The sequence below is a fragment of the Janthinobacterium sp. 67 genome, assembly GCF_002797895.1.
Lineage (GTDB): Bacteria > Pseudomonadota > Gammaproteobacteria > Burkholderiales > Burkholderiaceae_D > Janthinobacterium.
Window position 1 is genome coordinate 4,241,250 of the sequence record NZ_PGES01000001.1, and the last position, 19,955, is coordinate 4,261,204.

General features: G+C 65.0%; 17 protein-coding genes. 15 read left to right on the top strand and 2 right to left on the bottom strand.

From position 1 onward, the window contains the following. Window positions 1-66 precede the first annotated feature (66 nt). Window positions 67-1,089, bottom strand: a complete 1,023-nt coding sequence (gene chvE / locus CLU90_RS18980; protein ID WP_223278970.1) for a multiple monosaccharide ABC transporter substrate-binding protein — start codon at window positions 1,087-1,089, stop codon at window positions 67-69. Window positions 1,090-1,518: 429 nt separating this feature from the next. Here chvE and CLU90_RS18985 point away from each other — a divergent pair, with 429 nt between their 5' ends. The 15 genes from CLU90_RS18985 (at window position 1,519) to gabD (ending at window position 18,648) form a co-directional block, all read left to right on the top strand. Then, entirely contained in the window at window positions 1,519-2,679 is a 1,161-nt protein-coding gene (locus CLU90_RS18985; protein ID WP_100428672.1) for a fumarylacetoacetate hydrolase family protein, read from the top strand. A 27-nt stretch (window positions 2,680-2,706) separates the two neighbouring features. After that, window positions 2,707-3,474 carry an SDR family NAD(P)-dependent oxidoreductase gene (locus CLU90_RS18990; RefSeq protein WP_100428673.1) on the top strand — a complete coding sequence of 256 codons (768 nt, stop codon included), beginning with the start codon at window positions 2,707-2,709 and terminating at the stop codon, window positions 3,472-3,474. Continuing rightward, the gene (locus tag CLU90_RS18995; protein ID WP_100428674.1) at window positions 3,471-5,258 is read left to right on the top strand and encodes an IlvD/Edd family dehydratase; all 1,788 of its coding nucleotides are present in this window, start codon (window positions 3,471-3,473) and stop codon (window positions 5,256-5,258) included. Before CLU90_RS18990 ends, CLU90_RS18995 begins: the two co-directional genes overlap by 4 nt. 151 nt (window positions 5,259-5,409) lie before the next feature. Continuing rightward, window positions 5,410-6,384, top strand: coding sequence for a D-xylose ABC transporter substrate-binding protein (xylF, locus tag CLU90_RS19000; RefSeq protein WP_092713632.1), 975 nt, complete (start codon window positions 5,410-5,412; stop codon window positions 6,382-6,384). A gap of 197 nt (window positions 6,385-6,581) precedes the next feature. Beyond that, window positions 6,582-8,153, top strand: a complete 1,572-nt coding sequence (gene xylG, locus CLU90_RS19005) for a D-xylose ABC transporter ATP-binding protein (RefSeq protein WP_100428675.1) — start codon at window positions 6,582-6,584, stop codon at window positions 8,151-8,153. Beyond that, window positions 8,150-9,292, top strand: a complete 1,143-nt coding sequence (locus tag CLU90_RS19010; RefSeq protein ID WP_086137310.1) for a sugar ABC transporter permease — start codon at window positions 8,150-8,152, stop codon at window positions 9,290-9,292. The genes xylG and CLU90_RS19010 overlap by 4 nt, the downstream gene beginning before the upstream one ends. A 32-nt stretch (window positions 9,293-9,324) precedes the next feature. Continuing rightward, on the top strand, window positions 9,325-10,524 hold the full coding sequence (locus tag CLU90_RS19015) for a XylR family transcriptional regulator (protein ID WP_046681867.1): 1,200 nt from the start codon (window positions 9,325-9,327) through the stop codon (window positions 10,522-10,524). Beyond that, a complete protein-coding gene (locus tag CLU90_RS19020; RefSeq protein WP_100428676.1) occupies window positions 10,521-11,288 on the top strand; it encodes an aldose epimerase family protein in 768 nt (255 codons plus the stop codon). The genes CLU90_RS19015 and CLU90_RS19020 overlap by 4 nt, the downstream gene beginning before the upstream one ends. Window positions 11,289-11,372: 84 nt before the next feature. Further along, entirely contained in the window at window positions 11,373-12,386 is a 1,014-nt protein-coding gene (locus tag CLU90_RS19025; protein WP_100428677.1) for a 2-dehydro-3-deoxygalactonokinase, read from the top strand. Beyond that, complete coding sequence (gene araD / locus CLU90_RS19030; protein WP_092713228.1) at window positions 12,383-14,113, top strand: L-arabinonate dehydratase; 1,731 nt, start codon at window positions 12,383-12,385, stop codon at window positions 14,111-14,113. Before CLU90_RS19025 ends, araD begins: the two co-directional genes overlap by 4 nt. A 14-nt stretch (window positions 14,114-14,127) precedes the next feature. Then, window positions 14,128-15,024 carry an SMP-30/gluconolactonase/LRE family protein gene (locus tag CLU90_RS19035; protein ID WP_442906704.1) on the top strand — a complete coding sequence of 299 codons (897 nt, stop codon included), beginning with the start codon at window positions 14,128-14,130 and terminating at the stop codon, window positions 15,022-15,024. 13 nt (window positions 15,025-15,037) lie between these two features. Beyond that, window positions 15,038-15,679, top strand: a complete 642-nt coding sequence (locus tag CLU90_RS19040; RefSeq protein WP_100428678.1) for a bifunctional 2-keto-4-hydroxyglutarate aldolase/2-keto-3-deoxy-6-phosphogluconate aldolase — start codon at window positions 15,038-15,040, stop codon at window positions 15,677-15,679. A gap of 172 nt (window positions 15,680-15,851) precedes the next feature. Continuing rightward, window positions 15,852-16,274, top strand: a complete 423-nt coding sequence (locus tag CLU90_RS19045; RefSeq protein WP_092713232.1) for a CoA-binding protein — start codon at window positions 15,852-15,854, stop codon at window positions 16,272-16,274. Continuing rightward, entirely contained in the window at window positions 16,271-17,113 is an 843-nt protein-coding gene (locus CLU90_RS19050) for a PPK2 family polyphosphate kinase (protein ID WP_092713234.1), read from the top strand. The genes CLU90_RS19045 and CLU90_RS19050 overlap by 4 nt, the downstream gene beginning before the upstream one ends. Window positions 17,114-17,193: 80 nt before the next feature. Beyond that, window positions 17,194-18,648, top strand: coding sequence for an NADP-dependent succinate-semialdehyde dehydrogenase (gene gabD, locus CLU90_RS19055; RefSeq protein ID WP_100428679.1), 1,455 nt, complete (start codon window positions 17,194-17,196; stop codon window positions 18,646-18,648). A gap of 144 nt (window positions 18,649-18,792) precedes the next feature. Here gabD and CLU90_RS19060 read toward each other — a convergent pair whose 3' ends face one another. Further along, window positions 18,793-19,929: an extracellular catalytic domain type 2 short-chain-length polyhydroxyalkanoate depolymerase gene (locus tag CLU90_RS19060; RefSeq protein ID WP_100428680.1), complete on the bottom strand. Its 1,137-nt coding sequence runs from the start codon at window positions 19,927-19,929 to the stop codon at window positions 18,793-18,795. Window positions 19,930-19,955: the final 26 nt, after the last annotated feature.

A 19,955-nucleotide genomic window follows, 5' to 3' on the forward strand; every position in this document is an offset into this window, starting at 1 on the left:
GTCTTGTTCTTGATCGTGCGTGAAGCGAAAGGCCCGGTAGCGCCGGGCCTTCAGTACCGTGGATGCTTATTTCACTTGCGCTTCCGTGTAGTAGCCGCTGCCGGTGACGAGCACCTGCTTCCAGTTCGCCTTGTCGACGGTGACCGGTTTCAACAGGTAGGACGGCACGACTTTCACGCCGTTGTTATAGGTCTTGGTATCGTTGACGGTCGGCGTCTTGCCGCTCATCATCGCGTCGACCATGTTGGCCGTGACCTTGGCCAGTTCGCGCGTGTCCTTGAACACGGTCGATGCCTGTTCGCCGCGGATGATCGATTTCACCGACGGGATTTCCGCATCCTGGCCCGTCACGACGGGGAACGGCTGCTTCGGCGTGCCGTAGCCGACGCCCTTGAGCGAGGACAGGATGCCGATGCTCAAGCCGTCATATGGCGACAGCACGGCGTCGACGCGCGCATTGCCGTAGTAGGCGCTGAGCAGGTTGTCCATGCGGGCTTGCGCCACGGCGCCATCCCAGCGCAGGGTGGCGACCTTTTCCATGCCCATCTGCTTCGAGCGCACCACCAGCTTGCCGCTGTCGATGTAGGGTTTCAGCACCGACAGCGCGCCGTTGTAGAAGAAGTGCGCATTGTTGTCGTCGGCCGAGCCGCCGAACAGTTCGATATTGAACGGGCCTTTGCCTTCTTTCAGCTTCAGCGCCGATTCGATATAGCCCGCCTGCAGTACGCCGACCTGGAAGTTGTCGAAGGTGGCGTAGTAATCGATGTTCTTCGTGCCGCGGATCAGACGGTCATACGAAATGACCTTGATGCCCTTGTCGGCCGCCTTTTGCAGCACGTTCGACAAGGTGGTGCCGTCGATGGCGGCGATCACCAGCACCTTGGCGCCCTTGGTGATCATGTTTTCCACCTGCGCCAGCTGGTTCGGGATATCGTCGTCGGCAAACTGCAAGTCCGTCTTGTAGCCGCGCTCCTTGAATACCTTGACCATGTTGTCGCCGTCGGCGATCCAGCGCATGGACGATTTGGTTGGCATCGAGATGCCGATCGCGCCCTTGTCTGCGGCGCTTGCCACGGGCATTACCGCCATGCCGGAGATGGCCAGCGCCAGGCTCGCGGTCAGCATTTTCATTGTTGTTTTCATTTCAGGTCTCCACCGTCTTCGATAGTTGAATGTGCCAGGGCCGTCGTCCAGTGGGCGGGCTCCGTGCGAATGGCCGATTGCAGGCCACGGCTGATACTAGTTTGTCCATCCATCCCTCACCAATCACTTTTTTCGCATTGGTGATATCCAAAACGATATCGATGGGTCAATTGATGCAATGCGCCATGGCGCGCCTTGCCGCCTGCGCACAGAGCGGAAACGGGGGCCCGGCGGCGGCTTTTTTTGGTGCGCTGCAATACCAATAATCATCATTCAATTTGGTGATTTTCGTAATTGCGGCGATACAGGGCGGCGCGCAGAATCGGTCCGAACTTGAAGACCCGCCATCCCGTCACGATCTTTTGAAAGCTTGCCATGCAGCCGATTTCCCCCACTTCCCTGTTGCCCGCCGACCTGGCGCAGGCCCTTCTTGTCGGCCGCATCTGGCGTGACGGCCCCTGCGTCGTCGCCGTGCGCGGCGGCGAAGTGGTCGACATCACGCAGACGGTAGCGACGGTGGCCGAGCTGTTCGAGCGCAGCGATGCGCTCGAGATCGTCCGCCATGCGCCCGGCATTGCGCTCGGCCCCGTGCAAACGCTGCTGGAGCAGGCGCTGGCCGCGCCGGCCGGCGAGCCGCTGCTGCTGGCGCCGTGCGACCTGCAGGCCGTCAAGGCCTGCGGCGTGACTTTCGCCGTCAGCCTGCTCGAACGGGTGATCGAGGAACAGGCGGGTGGCGACGCGGCGCGCGCGGCCAGCCTGCGCACCGCCCTGCAAATGACCCTGGGCGGCGACTTGTCGGCATTGAAGCCGGGCTCGGACGCGGCGCAGCGCCTGAAACAGCAGTTGCAGCAGCGCGGCGCCTGGTCGCAATACATGGAAGTGGGCATCGGCCCCGATGCGGAAGTGTTTACCAAGGCGCAGCCGATGTCGTCGGTGGGCTGCGGCGCGCAAGTGGGCTTGTTGCCATCGTCCGCCTGGAACAACCCGGAGCCCGAGATCGTCCTGGCCGTCAACAGCCGCGGCGAAGTGCTGGGGGCGACCCTGGGCAACGACGTCAACCTGCGCGACATCGAAGGGCGCAGCGCCCTCTTGCTGGGCAAGGCCAAGGACAACAACGGCTCCTGCGCCATCGGCCCCTTCATCCGCCTGTTCGACGAGCACTTCACGCTCGACACCGTGCGCGAGGCGGAAGTGTCGCTGCTGATCGAAGGCGCGGACGACGATTTCGTGCTCGAAGGCGCCAGCTTCATGCGTGAAATCAGCCGCGACCCGCTCGACCTGGTGCGCCAGACTGCCGGCCAGTACCACCAGTATCCGGACGGCTTCATGCTGTTCCTGGGGACCATGTTCTCGCCCGTGAAGGACCGCGGCGCGCAGGGCGGCGGTTTTACGCACCACCTGGGCGACAGGGTGACGATTGCCAGCGCCGCGCTGGGCGCGCTGGTCAACGAAGTACAGCGCTGCGATGCGATTGCCCCCTGGACGTTCGGCGTGCGCGCGCTGTACCAGAACCTGGCGCAACGCGGCTTGCTTTGATCCGATTATTTTAAAAAGAGAGACACCATGCAGCATGCAACTTACCCTAGCCTGGCCGGCAAGCGCGTCGTCATCACGGGCGGCGGCACCGGCATCGGCGTAGCCATCGTCGAGGCGTTCGCGCGCCAGGGCGCCCACGTCACCTTTCTCGACATCGCCCGCGAGGCGTCGCTGGCGCTGCAGGACAAGCTGGCCCACCTGCCGCAGCCGCCCGTTTTCCGCTATTGCGACCTGACGGACCTGGCCGCCCTGGCCGCCACCTTCGCCGAGATCGCACACAGCGCGGGCGCCACGGATATCCTCATCAACAATGCGGCCAATGACGACCGCCACGAACTGCAGGACGTCACGCCCGCCTACTGGGACGAGCGCATGGCCGTCAACCTGCGCCACCAGTATTTCTGCGCCCAGGCCGTGGCGCCCGCCATGCGCGCCAAGGGCAGCGGCGTGATCCTCAACCTGGGGTCGATTTCCTGGCACCTGGCGCAAGCGCGCCTGTCGATCTACATGACGGCCAAAGCCGGCATCGAGGGCCTGACCCGCGGCCTGGCGCGCGACCTGGGCGTCGACGGCATCCGCGTCAACTGCATCATTCCCGGCGCCGTGCGCACGCCGCGCCAGGAAAAACTGTGGCATACGCCGGAAGCGGAAGCCGTAATCCTGCAGGGCCAATGCCTGCAGCTGCGCGTGGAGCCGGAAGACGTGGCGGCGCTGGCGCTGTTCCTCGCGTCGGACAACGCGGCCAAGTGCGCGGGACGCGAATACTACGTCGACGCAGGCTGGTACGGCGCATGAGCACCGCAGGCAACCGCCAGGCGCGGCGCTTCCGTTCGCAGGACTGGTTCGACAATCCCGACCACATCGACATGACGGCGCTGTACCTCGAGCGCTTCATGAACTATGGCATCACGGCCGAGGAACTGCGTTCGGGCCGGCCCATCATCGGCATTGCGCAAAGCGGCAGCGACATCAGTCCCTGCAACCGCATCCACCTGGAGCTGGCGCAGCGCGTGCGCGACGGCATCCGCGACGCGGGCGGCATCCCGATGGAATTCCCGCTGCACCCGATTTTTGAAAATTGCCGCCGTCCCACGGCCGCGCTGGACCGCAACCTCGCGTATCTGGGCCTGGTGGAAATCCTGCATGGCTACCCGATCGACGCCGTGGTGCTGACGACGGGCTGCGACAAGACGACGCCGGCGCAATTGATGGCCGCCGCCACGGTGGACATTCCCGCCATCGTGCTGTCGGGCGGCCCCATGCTCGACGGCTGGATGGACGGCGAACTGGTGGGTTCCGGCGCGGCCATCTGGAAGGGCCGCCGCCAGCTGTCCGCCGGCTTGATCGACAATGACAAATTCCTGCAGATCGCCGCCGCCTCCGCGCCGTCGGCCGGTCATTGCAACACCATGGGCACGGCATCGACCATGAATGCGCTGGCGGAAGCCTTGGGCATGTCGCTGACGGGCTGCTCGGCGATTCCCGCGCCATACCGCGAACGGGGCCAGATCGCCTATGAAACGGGACGCCGCATCGTCGCCATGGCGCATGACGACGTGCGCCCGTCGAGCATTCTCACGCGCGAGGCGTTTTTGGACGCCATCATCGTCAACGCGGCCATCGGCGGCTCGACCAACGCCCAGCCGCACCTGATGGCCATGGCGCGCCATGCGGGCGTGGAATTGCATTCGAGCGACTGGATGGAACACGGCTACGACGTGCCGCTGCTGTTGAACATGCAGCCGGCCGGGAAGTATTTGGGCGAGCGCTTCCACCGCGCCGGTGGCGTGCCGGCCGTCATGTGGGAGCTGCAGCAGGCGGGCTTGCTGCATGCGGACCGGTTGACGGTCACGGGCCAGAGCATGGCGGCGAACCTGGCCGGACGCGAAAGTACTGATCGCGAGATGATCCGCCCGTTTGCCGCTCCGCTGAAGGAAAAGGCCGGTTTCATGGCCTTGCAGGGCAACCTGTTCGACTTCGCCATCATGAAGACCAGCGTGATTTCGCCCGCTTTCCGCGAGCGCTACCTGTCGCGTCCCGGCAGCGAAGGCGTGTTCGAGGCGCGCGCCATCGTCTTTGACGGTTCTGCCGACTACCACGCGCGCATCAACGACCCGGCGCTCAACATCGACGACAGCTGCATGCTGGTCATGCGCGGCGCAGGTCCCGTGGGCTGGCCCGGTTCGGCCGAAGTGGTCAACATGCAGCCGCCCGACGCCTTGCTCAAAGCCGGCATTCTGAACCTGCCGACCCTGGGCGACGGGCGCCAGTCGGGCACCTCGGACAGCCCGTCGATCCTGAACGCGTCGCCGGAAAGCGCCGTGGGCGGCGGCCTGGCGCTGTTGCGCACGGGCGACATCATCCGCGTGGACTTGAACGGGGGCCAGTGCGACATGCTGGTCGATGCTGGCGAACTGGCGCGCCGCGCGCAGGAGCTGCCGCCGCCCGTCAACGACAGCGCCACGCCGTGGCAGGAAATCTACCGCGCCAGCGTGGGCCAGCTGGAAACGGGCGCCTGCATGGAGTTGGCCCTGAAATACCGTGCCGTGGGCCAGACCCTGCCGCGCCATAACCATTAGCAGGCAGATAGGTGTAGGCCGGCTTAGCGCTCCGCGCGCAAGCCGACAACACCAGCATCACCAGATTTTCAGCAGTACCCGCAGTTAAAAAACGTTGTTAATAAAATCCACAAGGAGACACACAATGAACAAGATCATCAGTGCAGCCATCATGACCGCCATGCTGGCATTGAGCAGCAGCGCCGCCCTGGCCGATGCGAAAAACCCGAAAATCGGCTTCTCCATCGACGATTTGCGCGTGGAACGCTGGACGCGCGACCGCGACTTCTTCATCGCCGCCGCCGAAAAGCAGGGTGCCAAGGTCTTCGTGCAGTCGGCCGACGCCAGCGAGCAGCGCCAGATTTCGCAGATCGAAAACCTGATCTCGCGCGGCGTGGACGTGCTGGTGATCGTGCCGTTCAACGCGACGGTGCTCAATAACACCGTCAAGGAAGCGAAAAAGGCCGGCATCAAGGTGCTGTCGTATGACCGCCTGATCCTGAACGCCGATATCGACGCGTATATCTCGTTCGACAACGAGAAAGTGGGCGAGATGCAGGCCGAAGGCGTGACCAAGCTGCAACCGAAGGGCAATTACTACCTGCTGGGCGGCTCGCCGACCGACAACAACGCCAAGATGCTGCGCGAAGGCCAGATGAAGGTATTGAAACCGTTCATCGACAAGGGCGACATCAAGATCGTCGGCCAGCAATGGGTGAAGGACTGGAGCGCCACCGAAGCGCTGTCCATCGTGGAAAACGCGCTGACGGCCAACGGCAACAAGATCGACGCCATCGTCGCCTCGAACGACGGCACGGCCGGCGGCGCCATCCAGGCTTTGGCTGCGCAAAAACTGGCCGGCAAGGTGCCGGTCTCGGGCCAGGACGCCGATCTGGCGGCCGTGAAACGCGTCATCGCCGGCACGCAATCGATGACCGTCTACAAACCGTTGAAAACCATCGCATCGGAAGCGGCCAAGCTGGCCGTGCAACTGGCGCGCAATGAAAAGCCGGCCTACAACTCCAGCTATGAAAACGGCCTGAAAAAGGTCAGCACGGTGCTGCTGAAGCCAACGCCGCTGACCAAGGCGAATGTGAACATTCTCGTTGATGACGGTTTTTATACCAAGGCGCAGCTGGGTAATTGATCACCCGCTTGATGTCGGCTTGCGCGCTGCGCGCTAAGCCGACCTACGATTGCCCGCATCGGCCGGTATCCGACAATCGCCGGCTCCGGAAACGCCGGTGATGGTGTCGGCCGTCCGCATCGGCTGTAGGTCGGATTAGCGGCGCCATGGGCGTCGCGTAATCCGACATTTCCCCCGTATCCGCAACGAGAGTGAGCATGTCCGACTATCTGCTTGAAATGAAAGGCATCGTCAAACAGTTTGGCGGTGTCCGCGCGCTTGACGGCATCGACCTGCAGGTGCGGGCCGGCGAGTGCATCGGCCTGTGCGGCGAGAATGGCGCCGGCAAGTCGACCCTGATGAAGGTGCTGTCCGGCGTGTACCCGCACGGCACCTGGGATGGCGAGATCCTGTGGGAGGGCCAGCCCCTGCGCGCGCAATCGATCCGCGACACGGAAGACGCGGGCATCATCATCATTCACCAGGAGCTGATGCTGGTGCCGCAGCTGTCCGTGGCCGAGAATATCTTCATGGGCCGCGAGCTGACCCTGCCCGGCGGGCGCATGCATTACGCGGCCATGTACAAGCGCGCCGACGAACTGCTGCGCGAACTGAAAATTCCCGAACTGAACGTGGCGCAGCCCGTGATGAATTACGGCGGCGGCCACCAGCAGCTGGTGGAAATCGCCAAGGCGCTCAACAAGAATGCGCGCCTGCTGATCCTCGACGAGCCGTCGTCGTCGCTGACGGCGTCGGAAATCGCCGTGCTGCTCGATATCCTGCGCGCGCTGAAAGCCAAGGGCGTCACCTGCATCTACATTTCGCACAAGCTCGATGAAGTGGCGGCCATCTGCGACACCATCGTCGTCATCCGCGACGGCAAGCATATCGCCACCACGCCGATGGCGCAGATGAACGTCGAGCGCATCATCGCGCAGATGGTGGGCCGCGAAATGAGCCAGCTGTATCCGCAGCGCGTGCAGCCGGCGGCCATCGGCGAAGTGCTGTTCGAGGCGCGCCACGTGACCTGCATCGACGCCGACAACCCGCAGCGCAAGCGGGTCGACGATGTGTCGTTCACCCTGCGCAAGGGCGAGATCCTCGGCATCGCCGGCCTGGTGGGGGCGGGGCGCACGGAGCTCGTCTCGGCCCTGTTCGGCGCCTACCAGGGGCCGTGCCAGGCCGAAGTGTGGCTCGATGGCCGCCGCATCGATACGGGCTCGCCGCAAAAGGCCATTGCCATGGGCCTGGCCATGGTGCCGGAAGACCGCAAGCACCACGGCATCGTGCCCGACCTCGACGTGGGGCAGAACATCACGCTGGCCGTGCTGGAGGAATTCGCGCGCGCCACGCGCATCGATGGCGAGGCGGAATTGACGGCCGTGCGCGGCGAGATCGCCCAGCTGGAACTGAAGGCGGCCAGCCCGTCACTGCCCATCACGAGCCTGTCGGGCGGCAACCAGCAAAAGGCCGTGCTGGCCAAGATGCTGCTGACGCGCCCGCGCGTGCTGATCCTCGACGAGCCCACGCGCGGCGTCGACGTGGGCGCCAAATATGAAATTTACAAACTGATGCTGGCGCTGGCCGACCGTGGCGTGGCCATCATCATGGTCTCGTCGGAACTGGCCGAAGTGCTGGGCGTGTCCGACCGCGTTCTGGTGATGGGCGAAGGCCGCCTGCGCGGCGACTTTATCAACGATGGCCTGAGCCAGGAAACCGTGCTGGCGGCCGCGCTCGACCAGCGCCCGGCACCCGCCGCCAACACCGCAAACAAGGAACCCGCAGCATGAAACCGCACAGTATCAAACAGCTGTTCACCCAATACAAGATGCTGGCCCTCCTGATCGCCGTGGCGCTGATCTGGGCCTTCTTTTCGTGGAAGACGGAGGGCAGTTTCCTCACGCCGCGCAACCTGTCGAACCTGCTGCGCCAGATGTCCGTCACCGGCATCCTCGCCTGCGGCATGGTGCTGGTGATTATCGCCGGCGAGATCGACCTGTCGATCGGCTCCCTGCTGGGGCTGCTCGGCGGCATCGCCGCCGTGCTGGACGTCACGCAGCACTGGCCGCTGGCGCTGAACCTGGCGGCCGTACTCGGCTGCGGCCTGGTGATCGGCCTCTTGAATGGCTACCTGACTGCCTACCGGGGTATCCCCTCCTTTATCGTGGGCCTGGGCGGCATGCTCGCGTATCGTGGCGTCCTGCTGGGCATCACGGGCGGCATCACGATCGCACCCGTCTCCGAGCCGATGGTTTACCTGGGGCAGGGCTATCTGCCCGCAGTGCCCGGCATCGTGCTGGGCATCGGCCTGTTCCTGCTGGCCGCCTTTTTGACGTGGCGCGCGCGCGCCAGCCGCGCGCAGCATGGCTTGCCGCAGACGGCGCCCTGGGCCGACGGCTTGCGCCTGGCCGTCATCGGCGCCGTGCTGTATGCCTTCGTGCAAACCCTGAACGGCTATGAAGGCATCCCGCTGCCCGTGCTGTTGCTGCTGGCCTTGCTGGGACTGTTCAGCTACATCACGAGCCAGACCGTGTTCGGCCGGCGCATCTACGCCGTCGGCAGCAATATGGAAGCGACGCGCCTGTCCGGCATCAACGTGAAAGCCGTCAAGTTGTGGATCTTCGGCATCATGGGCCTGATGTGTGCGCTGGCGGGCCTGATCAATACGGGCCGCCTGGCCGCCGGTTCGCCCTCGGCCGGCACCTTCAGCGAACTCGATGCGATTGCCGCCTGCTTCATCGGCGGCACCTCGATGCGCGGCGGCTCGGGCACCGTGTACGGCGCCCTGATCGGCGCGCTGGTCATGGCCAGCCTCGATAACGGCATGTCCATGCTGGACGTGGACACCTACTGGCAGATGATCGTGAAAGGCAGTATCCTCACTTTGGCCGTGTGGGTCGATGTCAGCACGCGAGCAGGGCGTCGTTAGCCGTGAAACGATCTGGCACGGGAGGAGACACCATGAAGATGCCGACCGCGCACCGGATCGCGCTGCTGTTTAACGGGAACAAGATCTACGACCGCGACATCATCGCGGGCATCGCCGCCTACCTGAACACGACGCGCGTGTCGTGGGACCTGTTCCTGGAAGAGGATTTTCGCTGCCGCCTGCCCGGCATCGAACGCTGGCAGGGCGACGGCATCATCGCCGATTTCGACGATCCCGCCGTCTGCGAAGCACTGGCCCATAGCCGCCTGCCCGTGGTGGCCGTGGGCGGCTCGTATGCGCGCGCCGAGGATTACCCGGCCGGCATCCCGTATGTGGCGACCGATAATTTCAAGATCGTCAAGCTGGCCTATGAACACCTGGTGGAAGCGGGCCTGACGCGTTTCGCCTGTTTCAGCCTGCCCGAGGCCGACGTCAACCGCTGGGCGCAGGAGCGCGAAACGGCGTTTTGCGCCCTGATGGAGCGCGACCACATGCGCGCCGACGTGTACCGGGGCGTCGCCACCAGCGCGCCCTCGTGGGACGAGGCGGTGGAGCAGCAGATCGCCTGGCTCAACAGCCTGGAAAAACCCGTCGGCATCATCGCCGTCAGTGACGCGCGCGCGCGCCAGCTGCTGCAAGCGTGCATGCATGCGGGGATCGCCGTGCCGGAGCAAGTGGCCCTGATCGGCATCGACAACGACCCGCTGGCGCGCATGCTCACGCGCATTCCCTTGAGTTCCGTAATCCAGGGCACGGAGGAAATGGGCCGCACGGCCGCGCATCTGCTGCACCAGATGTTGAATGGCGCGCGCCTGTCCGGCACGCGCATCCTCGTGCCGCCGGCCGGCCTGAACGTGCTCGCTTCCACGCGCCACCAGCCTTTCCAGCATCCGCAGGTGATGCAGGCGCGCCATTTCATCCGCCAGTACGCTTGCCAGGGCATCAAGACGGAGCAGGTGGCCGATTACGTGGGCGTGTCGCGCTCCTCGCTCGAGGCGCACTTCCGCCACGAGCTGGGGCGCAGCGTGCACGACGAAATCCTGCATTTCAAGCTCGATGCGGCCAAGACCCTGCTGGCGCGGGGGCCCGGGCAGGTGGCCGAGGTGGCCGTGCGTTGCGGCTTTACCACGGTGCAATACATGCATGCCGTCTTCAAGCGCGAACTCGGTTGCACGCCGCGCGAATTCCAGCAGCGCAGCCGGCCGCCGCCTGCCCCCGGGCAGGCGCCATGATGCATCTGCTGCGCAACGCGCGCGGCATGCGCGTGGCCATCGACGCGCACGATGCCAGCGTGCGGGCCTGGTGGGCGCCCGACCGCTATGGCCGCCTGGCCGACGTGCTGGGCGCGGCGCCCCCTGCAGCGCGTGCGTCCACGGCCTGGCAGTGCGCGCCGCCGGACGACGGCCACTTGCTGCTGCACTTGGCGCACGACGGCCTGTCCGTGCGCCTGGCCTACCGGCTTGACGAGGATGGCAGCTTGCACCTCGACTGTGATGCCACGGCCGAGACGGTTTCCCGTTTTGCGCTGGCCGCGCCCCTGTTCAATCTGCAGGGCCGCCGTGCCGCCGTGGGCGATCATGTGCTGCGCCTGGCCGCCGACCGCTACTGGCCTGGCGGCCATTCTTGCAGCGCTCCGCTCGACGTGGCGGGCAGCGCGTTTGATTTTCGCCAGCCGGCGCCGCTCGCTACACGCCTGGCCTGGCCCGCGCTCGTGCACTTGCCGGGCTTCCGGCATGACTTTTACTGGACGGGCAGCGGCCAGCTGCGCGAGGCGGCGCGGGTTGCCGACCCCGCTTCGGGCCGGGTCCTGCGTTTTTCCAGCACCCAGGACAGTTGCCGTTTGTATTCCGATGCGCGCTGTTTTTCCCTGCTGGCGCAGGGCGTGCAATTGCAGCCGGGACAGGTGAGGCGCTTCAGCCTTGCCTACCGTTTGGGCGTGCAGGATATTGACGCATTTGACATATCCGAACCGGTATCAATGATGTCAAATAAGTGATTGGTCAGATATGCGGGGCAGTTCTACCATGGGGTAGTTTTTCCCTCATTCATTTTTGTCCTGACCGACGCTGCGAACCTGCCCATGAACATACTCACCATCGATGCCGGCACCACCAATACGCGTACCTTGCTGTGGCGCGCAGGCGCCGTCGTCGCCCAGGCGCAGCTGGAAACGGGCGTGCGCAATACCGCCATCGATGGCCATAACGGCGCGCTGAAACAGGCGCTGCGCGACACCATCGCCAGCGTGCTGGCCAGCGCGGGGCTCGCGCCATCCGACGTGGACCTGGCAGTGGCCTCGGGCATGATCACTTCGCCCATGGGCGTGCGGGAAGTGCCGCACTTGCCGGCGCCCGCCGGCCTGGCCCAGCTGGCGCAAGGCATGCAGGCGGTGGACTTGCCCGACGTGCTGGCGCAGCCCCTGTGGCTGATTCCCGGCGTGCGCAACCAGCATGGCGCCGTCGGCCTGCACAACGTCGAGGCGATGGACATGATGCGCGGCGAAGAGACGGAAGTCGTCGCACTGCTCGAGCGCCTGCAGTTGCGGGGCGCGGCGACCCTGATCATGCCCGGCTCGCATACCAAATTGATCAGCGTGGACGAGCAGCGCCGCATCCTCGGCTGCAGCACCACCATCGCGGGCGAATTGCTGCAGGCGATCACGCAGCACACCCTGATCAAGCAATCGGTCGATGGCGGTTTTGCGCAAACCCTGGTGCCGAAAATGCTGCTGGCCGGCGCGGCCGCGGCGCAAAAAACGGGACTGGCGCGCGCCTGCTTCAGCGTGCGCACCCTGGGCCAGTTCAGCGCCATCGAATGCAATGAGCGGGCCAATTTCCTGATGGGCGCCGTCCTTAGCGGCGACCTGCTGGCGCTGCGCAACAGCACGGCCATCCAGATGCGGCCCGATAGCCCGCTCGTCATTACCGGCAAGCCCATGCTGCGCCAGGCGCTCGGGCTGCTGATCGAAGAACACGGATTTTTTTATGGCAAGCGCATCATCGTCGACGACCAGCAGCAAGACTATCTGGCCGGTCACGGTGCGCTGCTGATCGCCGCCGCGCGCGGCTTGATTTCCCCGCAGGAGACAGTATGAGCAGCAACAAGAACAAGCGTCCCTTGCGTTCGCAATCGTGGTTTGGTGGCGACGACAAGGACAGTTTTATACACCGCAGCTGGATGAAGAACCAGGGCTATCCCAGCGACGCCTTCGATGGCCGCCCCGTCATCGGCATCTGCAATACCTGGTCCGAACTGACGCCCTGCAATGGCCATTTCCGCGACCTGGCCGAGATGGTCAAGCGCGGCGTGCTCGAGGCGGGCGGCTTTCCCGTCGAATTCCCCGTCATGTCGCTGGGCGAGACGAATCTGCGCCCGACGGCCATGCTGTTCCGTAACCTGGCCAGCATGGATGTCGAGGAATCGATACGCGCCAACCCGATCGACGGCGTGGTGCTGCTGACGGGCTGCGACAAGACCACGCCAGCCCTGCTGATGGGCGCGGCCAGCGTGGACTTGCCCACCATCGTGCTGTCGGGTGGCCCCATGCTGAACGGGAATTACCGTGGCAAGCCGATCGGTTCGGGCACGGACGTGTGGAAATTTTCCGAAGACGTGCGCGCCGGGCGCATGACGTCAGCCGAATTCAAGCAGGCCGAATCGTGCATGTCGCGTTCGGCCGGCCACTGCATGACCATGGGCACGGCCTCGACCATGGCCAGCATGGTCGAAGCGCTGGGCGTGACCCTGCCCGGCAACGCGGCCATTCCCGCCGTCGATGCGCGCCGCAAGCTGCAGGCGCAGCTGACGGGGCGGCGCATCGTCGACATGGTGCATGAAGACCTGAAACTGTCGCAGATCCTCACGCGCGAAGCGTTTGAAAACGCCATCATGGTCAACGGCGCCATCGGCGGCTCGACCAATGCCGTGATCCATCTGCTGGCCATTGCCGGGCGCATCGGCGTGGACATGCGCCTGGGCGACTGGGACCGCCTGGGCCGCGACATTCCCTGCCTGCTGAACCTGATGCCGTCGGGCCAGTACCTGATGGAAGATTTTTACTACGCGGGCGGCCTGCCCGTGATCATCCGCGACCTGCTGGGCAAATTGCATGGCGAGGCGCTCACCGTCACGGGCGCCACCATGGCCGTCAACGTGGCCGAAGCGGAAAATTTCAATCCCGAGGTGATCACGCCGCTGGCGCAGCCATTCAAGGACGAGGGCGGCATCGCCGTCCTGCATGGCAACCTGGCCCCGCGCGGCGCCGTCATCAAGCCCTCGGCCGCCTCGCCCGAGCTGATGCAGCACCGTGGCCGCGCCGTTGTCTTCAACAGCATCGAGCACTATAAAAAGCGCGTCGACGATCCCGCCCTCGATATCGACGCCAGCTGCGTGATGGTGCTGCAAAATTGCGGCCCGCAGGGCTATCCGGGCATGGCCGAAGTGGGCAATATGGGACTGCCGAAAAAACTGCTGGAGCAGGGCGTGCGCGACATGGTGCGCATCTCGGACGCGCGCATGAGCGGCACGGCCTACGGCACGGTGGTGCTGCACGTGGCGCCGGAAGCGGCCGTGGGCGGGCCGCTGGCCCTGGTGCGCGATGGCGACATGATCGAACTGGACGTGGCGGGACGCCGCTTGCACCTGGACGTCGACGAGGCCGAGCTGGCGCGCCGGCGTGCCGAGTGGAGCGCGCCGCCGCCGGCCATGAAGGGCGGTTATCAGGCCATGTACATCAAGCACGTGACGCAGGCCGACGAAGGCGCGGATCTGGACTTCCTCGTCGGTTGCCGGGGTTCGGCCGTTCCGCGCGAGTCTCATTGAAGGGAAGGAAAAAAATGATGGGGACACAGGCGCAATTACTGGTCGATGCGCAGAATTTCCTGGGCGAGGGCGTGCGCTGGTGCGAACGCAGCGGCCGCGTCTTCTGGACGAATATCGAAGGCTGCCAGCTGCATGCGCTGGTGCTGGCCACGGGCGAGCGCCAGAGCTGGGCCATGCCCGAGCGCCTGGCCTGCTTTGCGCTGACGGATAGCGACGACGTGCTGCTGCTGGGCCTGGCCTCGGGCCTGGCCTGGTTTGACGCGCGCAGCGGGGCCGTCACGCGCTTGCACACGGTGGAGGCGGACTTGCCCATGACGCGCCTGAACGATGGCCGCTGCGACCGCCAGGGACGCTTTGTCTTCGGCACGCTCGATGAGCGCCCGTGCCGCGATGCCATCGGCAGCTTTTACCGCCTCAACCTGGACTTGAGCCTGGAGCGCTTGCCGCTGCCGCAGATCGCCATCTCGAACAGCATCTGCTTCAGCGTCGATGGCACGGCCATGTATTTCTGCGACTCGATGAAAAAGGCCATCTACCGCTGGGACGATTACCTGGGGGGCGACGCCAGCCGGGTGCGCGTGTTTGCCGTGCTCGACCCGGGACCGGGCGCCGCCGATGGCGCCATCATCGATGCGGATGACCACCTGTGGAGCGCGCAGTGGGGCGCGGGCAGGGTCTTGCGCTTTGCGCCGGACGGCAGCGTCGAGCGCAAGGTCAGCCTGCCCGTCTCGCAGCCCAGCTGCGTGAGTTTGGGCGGCCCGCACTACGACGAATTGTTCGTCACGACGGCGCAGGAAAGCTTGAGCCCGGCCCAGCTGGCGGACGAGCCGCTCGCCGGCGGATTGTTTCATGCGCGCCAGGTGGGCGTGCGCGGTTTGCCGGAAGTGCGCTTTGGCGCCCTGCCGGCCTGACAGGAGAGAGCATATGCAAAAACACGTGGTTTTCAATGGCATCCTCGAACGGGGCATGGTCGGCATCGTGCGCGCCGATACGCCCGATGCGGCGCTGCGGATCGCCGAGGCGTGCATCGCCGGCGGCATCACGGCGCTGGAAGTGGCATTCACCACGCCCGATACCCTGGGCGTGCTGCGCACCTTGCGCGAACGTCATGGCCCTGACGTGCTGCTGGGCGCGGGCACCGTGCTCGATACGGAGACGGCGCGCGCCGCCATCCTGGCTGGCGCCCAGTTCATCATTTCGCCCAGCGTCAACGTGGACACCATCGCGCTGTGCCAGCGCTACCAGGTGCTGTCCATGCCGGGCGCGATGACGCCGACGGAAATCGTCACGGCCCTGCAGGCGGGCGCCGACATCGTCAAGGTCTTCCCCGCCGAGATGTTCGGCCCCGCCTACATCAAGGCCCTGCGCGCGCCCCTGCCGCAAGCGCCATTGATGCCGACGGGCGGCGTGACGGTGGAGAATCTCAATGAATGGTTTGCCAGCGGCGCCGTGGCCGTGGGAATCGGCAGCAGCCTCAGTGGCCCGGGCGCCACGGGTGATTACGGGGCCGTGACGGCGCGCGCACAGGCTTTCGTGGCGAAGATGGCGGCCGTGCGTTCTCAGTAACGTCCTGCTGAGAAAACCGTAGCGAGCGGATGTGAGTTGTGGCTGAGAAGCGGAGCTGTGCGAAGCACGGGGCCGCCAAGGCAGTGAGCATCGGAGGCCGCAAATCGCGCCGCGCAGTAGGTTTTTTCTGCTACGCTAGGCGGGCAATGTCGCACGCCTCATAGACCAGAATATGTCCAACATCGCCCGCATCCTGCAAGACAGCCGCATCATCGCCATCGTCGGCATGTCCGACAAGCCCGAACGCGCCAGCCATGAAGTGGCCGACTACCTGCTGCGCCATGGCTACCGCGTCTTGCCCGTCAATCCGGCCCTGGCCGGGCGCGACGTGCTGGGGCAGCGCGCCTACGCCAATCTGACGGAGGCGGCCGCTGCCGTCGCGCCGGCGCGCATCGACATCGTCGACTGCTTCCGCAAATCCGCAGACATCGTGCCCATCGCCGAGGAGGCCATCGCCGTCAAGGCCGGCTGCCTGTGGCTGCAGCTCGAGGTCGTCAATGAGCAGGCGGCACAGCTGGCGCGGGCCGCAGGGCTGGACGTGGTGATGGATCACTGCACAAAAATCGAGCACCGCAAGCTGGCGGTGGCGGCATGAAGGCGCGCACGCAATTTCGCGCCGGCAAGGACTTCGAGCTGAACGAGGATTTCGCCGGCAAGCGTCTGCTGGGCGCGGCCACCAAGGCGGCGAACAAGAAGCTGACGCCAGCCCAATGCAAGGCCATGGACCGCGAGGAAACCGTGGCCCTGACGGCGCAGATCGCCGAGTGCCAGAGCATGCTGTACGCGCAGCACAAAAAGAAGGTGCTGCTGGTCCTGCAGGGCATGGATACGTCGGGCAAGGATGGCACGGTCAAGGCCATCTTCAGCAACATCAACCCGATGGGCATCCGCGCCATCGCGTTCAAGGGGCCGACCGACATCGAACTGGCGCACGATTATTTGTGGCGCGTGCACCAGCACGTGCCCGTGAAGGGCGAGATCGCCATCTTCAACCGCAGCCATTACGAAGATGTGCTGATCACGCGCGTGCAGGACATGATCGACAAGGCCGAATGCCAGCGCCGCTACGCGCAGATCCGCGATTTCGAACGCATGCTGAGCGAAACGGGCACCGTCATCCTGAAAATCTTCCTCCATATCTCGAAGGACGAGCAGCGGGGACGGTTGCAGGAGCGGCTTGACGATCCCGACCGCCAGTGGAAGTTCGACCCCAACGATATCGCCCAGCGCAAGAAGTGGGATGGCTACCAGCGCGCCTATGAAACGGCGATCCGCGAGACGGATGCCGACCACGCGCCGTGGTATGTGGTGCCATCGAACTCCAAGACCCAGCGCAACCTGGTGGTCGCCTCCCTGCTGCTGGAAACCCTGCAGGGCATGAAGCTGGAATACCCGGCGCCGGACCCGAAACTGTCGTCTTTCAAGGTCGAGTAAATCCGTTCCGTGCCTGCGGAATCGGCCGCGCTGTGGCATAGTATCCCTCGTCGATAATTCAAACCAGACCGGAGATCCATATGCTGCAGTTGAAAGATCCTACCTTGTTGCGTCACCAGGCTTACGTGAATGGAGCCTGGGTCGATGCCGATGGTGGCCAGACGATTAACGTGAACAATCCCGCCACGGGCGAGCATATCGGCACCGTGCCCCTGATGGGCGCAGCCGAGACGCGCCGCGCCATCGAGGCGGCCAATGCCGCCTGGCCCGCCTGGCGCAAGAAGACGGCCAAGGAGCGCGCGGCCGTGCTGCGCCGCTGGCATGACTTGATCCTGGAAAACGCCGACGACCTGGCGCTGATCATGACCACCGAGCAGGGCAAGCCCCTGCCGGAAGCGAAGGGCGAAGTGCAGTTCGGCGCTTCGTTCATCGAGTGGTTCGCCGAAGAAGGCAAGCGGGTGGCGGGCGAGACCCTGCAGTCGCCATGGCCTGACCGCCGCCTCGTCGTCACCAAGGAGCCGATCGGCGTATGCGCCGCCATCACGCCATGGAATTTCCCCGCCGCCATGATCACCCGCAAGGTCGGCCCGGCCCTGGCCGCCGGCTGCCCGATGGTATTGAAACCGGCGGAAGCGACACCGTTTTCCGCGCTGGCGCTGGCCGTGCTGGCCGAGCGCGCGGGCGTGCCTGCGGGCGTGTTCAGCATCGTCACGGGTGCGCCGAAAGACATCGGCGGCGAAATGACGTCGAACCCCATCGTGCGCAAGCTGACGTTTACGGGCTCGACCCAGGTGGGCCGCCTGCTGGCGGAACAGTGCGCGCCGACGATCAAGAAACTGTCGCTGGAACTGGGCGGCAATGCGCCGTTCATCGTCTTCGACGACGCCGACCTGGATGCGGCAGTGGAAGGCGCCATCGCCTCGAAATACCGCAACGCGGGCCAGACCTGCGTCTGCGCCAACCGCCTGTATGTGCAGGACAGCGTGTATGACGCGTTTGCCGACAAGCTGGTGGCGGCAGTGGCCAAGCTGAAGGTGGGCAATGGCATCGAGGCCGGTGTCACGCAAGGCCCGCTGATCGACGCCAAGGCCGTGGCCAAGGTGGAAGAACACGTGGCCGACGCGCTGGGCAAGGGCGGCCGCCTGCTCGCTGGCGGCAAGCGCCATGCGCTGGGCAACGGCTTCTTCGAGCCGACCATCATCGCCGACGTGACGAACGACATGCGCGTGGCCACCGAGGAAACCTTCGGCCCGCTGGCACCGCTGTTCCGCTTCAAGACGGACGATGAAGTGATCGCCCTGGCGAACAACACGGAATTCGGCCTGGCCGCCTACTTCTATTCGCGCGACATCGGCCGCATCTGGCGTGTGGCCGAAGGCCTGGAAACGGGCATGGTCGGCGTGAACACGGGCCTGATCTCGAACGAGATCGCCCCCTTCGGCGGGGTCAAGCAATCGGGCCTGGGCCGTGAAGGGTCGACCTACGGTATCGAAGATTACTTGGTCATCAAGTACATCTGCATGGGCGGGATCTAGAATGCTTGATTAAATCTACTGCGCGGCGCGCTTTCCGGCCTGCGATGCTCGCTGCCTCGGCGGCCCCGTACTCAGTACAGCTGCGCTTCTTAGCCAGAAATCGTTGCCGCTCGCTACGATTTTCTCAAGCATCCGTTACGTCCGTTATCGATGGCTGTTGCGAGCCGATCCTAACCGGTCCAGCATGCCCTTGACCGCTTCCATCTGCGTGCCGCTCTTGCGGTAGAAATCCGGATCGATCGGATTGATGCTGGTGTAGCCCCAGAAATCCCAGCAGCCTTTCGGGTTGTACGGGTAGACGGGGCTCGGTTCGGCCTGCGGATACAGCACGATGATCTTGTTGGCGTCCGCCACCTGGTTGTAGCCGGTGCTCGTATAGAAACGGTCGCCGATGGCCTGCGTCGTTTGCAGGCAGCCGTGGAACACCACGTGCACGCGGCAGCTCTCGCTGTCGCAGGCTTTCGGAATGTAGGCGTAACCCGTATTGCTCATGCTCGAGTACGAATTCTGGATGAAGCTGCGCTGGTTGAAGGCGATCAGCTTGCCCGTCAGGGTGGTCGCCGACGGTTGCAGGTCCGGGTACAGGTGCTGCAGGATGTCGCGCGCCTGCACGTAGTCGCAATCGTTGATGAACGGCGATTCCGTCACGGCGCAAGGCTTGTCGGCATTGCTGTCGGTGAGGATGGCGTGGCCCGCGCCCAGCGTGTCGACGAAGCGGATCTGCGCCGCCGGCGTGCCCGCCAGTTGATAGAATTTTCCCACCTGTTCCACCACCGGCCGCGTCACGGTCTGGTCTTTCGTTCCGCTGAACAGATACACGCGCTGGCGCTTCAGATTGGCCGTGTCGTCGATGAGATGGTCGCGCGCAAAATCGTTCGCCGCGCGCAGCAATTCGCTGGCGACGGGCGGCGCCACCTGCGCGCTGCCGGGATTCATGCAAGTGCTCAAGGCATTCGTCAGGTAGGGAATGTAGGGGAAGCGGCCCGGCTGGCCCGAGCAGAAATACGGGCCGCCCGCGATGATGCCGGCGCCGGCCACCGTGGCCGAGTAGGCGACGGCAAACTGCGCCGCCATGAAGCCGCCCGAGGACAGGCCGGATACCGTGGTCTGGCGCAGGTCCGCCTGGTAGCCGGGCAGGGCGGGGGCGTCTTTGGTCGCGGCGGGCTTGGCGGCTTTGGCGGCCGTGGCGGCGTGCGCGCCTGGCGCCAGGATGAACAGGCTGGCGGCCAGGAGGGCGGTGGTTAGTGTGGTCAGGTGCGCGGTCAGGTGCGGGAAGGGCATGGCGGCTCCACAGGGCAAGGGCAGGA

What these genes read in the sequence shown, in the direction of transcription:
- CLU90_RS18990 (WP_100428673.1), top strand. Translation starts at nt 2,707, where the DNA reads ATGCAGCATGCAACTTACCCTAGCCTGGCCGGCAAGCGCGTCGTCATC.
- CLU90_RS19020 (WP_100428676.1), top strand. Translation starts at nt 10,521, where the DNA reads ATGATGCATCTGCTGCGCAACGCGCGCGGCATGCGCGTGGCCATCGAC.
- CLU90_RS19040 (WP_100428678.1), top strand. Translation starts at nt 15,038, where the DNA reads ATGCAAAAACACGTGGTTTTCAATGGCATCCTCGAACGGGGCATGGTC.
- CLU90_RS19025 (WP_100428677.1), top strand. Translation starts at nt 11,373, where the DNA reads ATGAACATACTCACCATCGATGCCGGCACCACCAATACGCGTACCTTG.
- CLU90_RS19015 (WP_046681867.1), top strand. Translation starts at nt 9,325, where the DNA reads ATGAAGATGCCGACCGCGCACCGGATCGCGCTGCTGTTTAACGGGAAC.
- xylF (WP_092713632.1), top strand. Translation starts at nt 5,410, where the DNA reads ATGACCGCCATGCTGGCATTGAGCAGCAGCGCCGCCCTGGCCGATGCG.
- CLU90_RS19045 (WP_092713232.1), top strand. Translation starts at nt 15,852, where the DNA reads ATGTCCAACATCGCCCGCATCCTGCAAGACAGCCGCATCATCGCCATC.
- xylG (WP_100428675.1), top strand. Translation starts at nt 6,582, where the DNA reads ATGTCCGACTATCTGCTTGAAATGAAAGGCATCGTCAAACAGTTTGGC.
- CLU90_RS19060 (WP_100428680.1), bottom strand. Translation starts at nt 19,929, where the DNA reads ATGCCCTTCCCGCACCTGACCGCGCACCTGACCACACTAACCACCGCC.
- CLU90_RS19035 (WP_442906704.1), top strand. Translation starts at nt 14,128, where the DNA reads ATGATGGGGACACAGGCGCAATTACTGGTCGATGCGCAGAATTTCCTG.
- CLU90_RS19010 (WP_086137310.1), top strand. Translation starts at nt 8,150, where the DNA reads ATGAAACCGCACAGTATCAAACAGCTGTTCACCCAATACAAGATGCTG.
- CLU90_RS18985 (WP_100428672.1), top strand. Translation starts at nt 1,519, where the DNA reads ATGCAGCCGATTTCCCCCACTTCCCTGTTGCCCGCCGACCTGGCGCAG.
- gabD (WP_100428679.1), top strand. Translation starts at nt 17,194, where the DNA reads ATGCTGCAGTTGAAAGATCCTACCTTGTTGCGTCACCAGGCTTACGTG.
- araD (WP_092713228.1), top strand. Translation starts at nt 12,383, where the DNA reads ATGAGCAGCAACAAGAACAAGCGTCCCTTGCGTTCGCAATCGTGGTTT.
- chvE (WP_223278970.1), bottom strand. Translation starts at nt 1,089, where the DNA reads ATGGCGGTAATGCCCGTGGCAAGCGCCGCAGACAAGGGCGCGATCGGC.
- CLU90_RS19050 (WP_092713234.1), top strand. Translation starts at nt 16,271, where the DNA reads ATGAAGGCGCGCACGCAATTTCGCGCCGGCAAGGACTTCGAGCTGAAC.
- CLU90_RS18995 (WP_100428674.1), top strand. Translation starts at nt 3,471, where the DNA reads ATGAGCACCGCAGGCAACCGCCAGGCGCGGCGCTTCCGTTCGCAGGAC.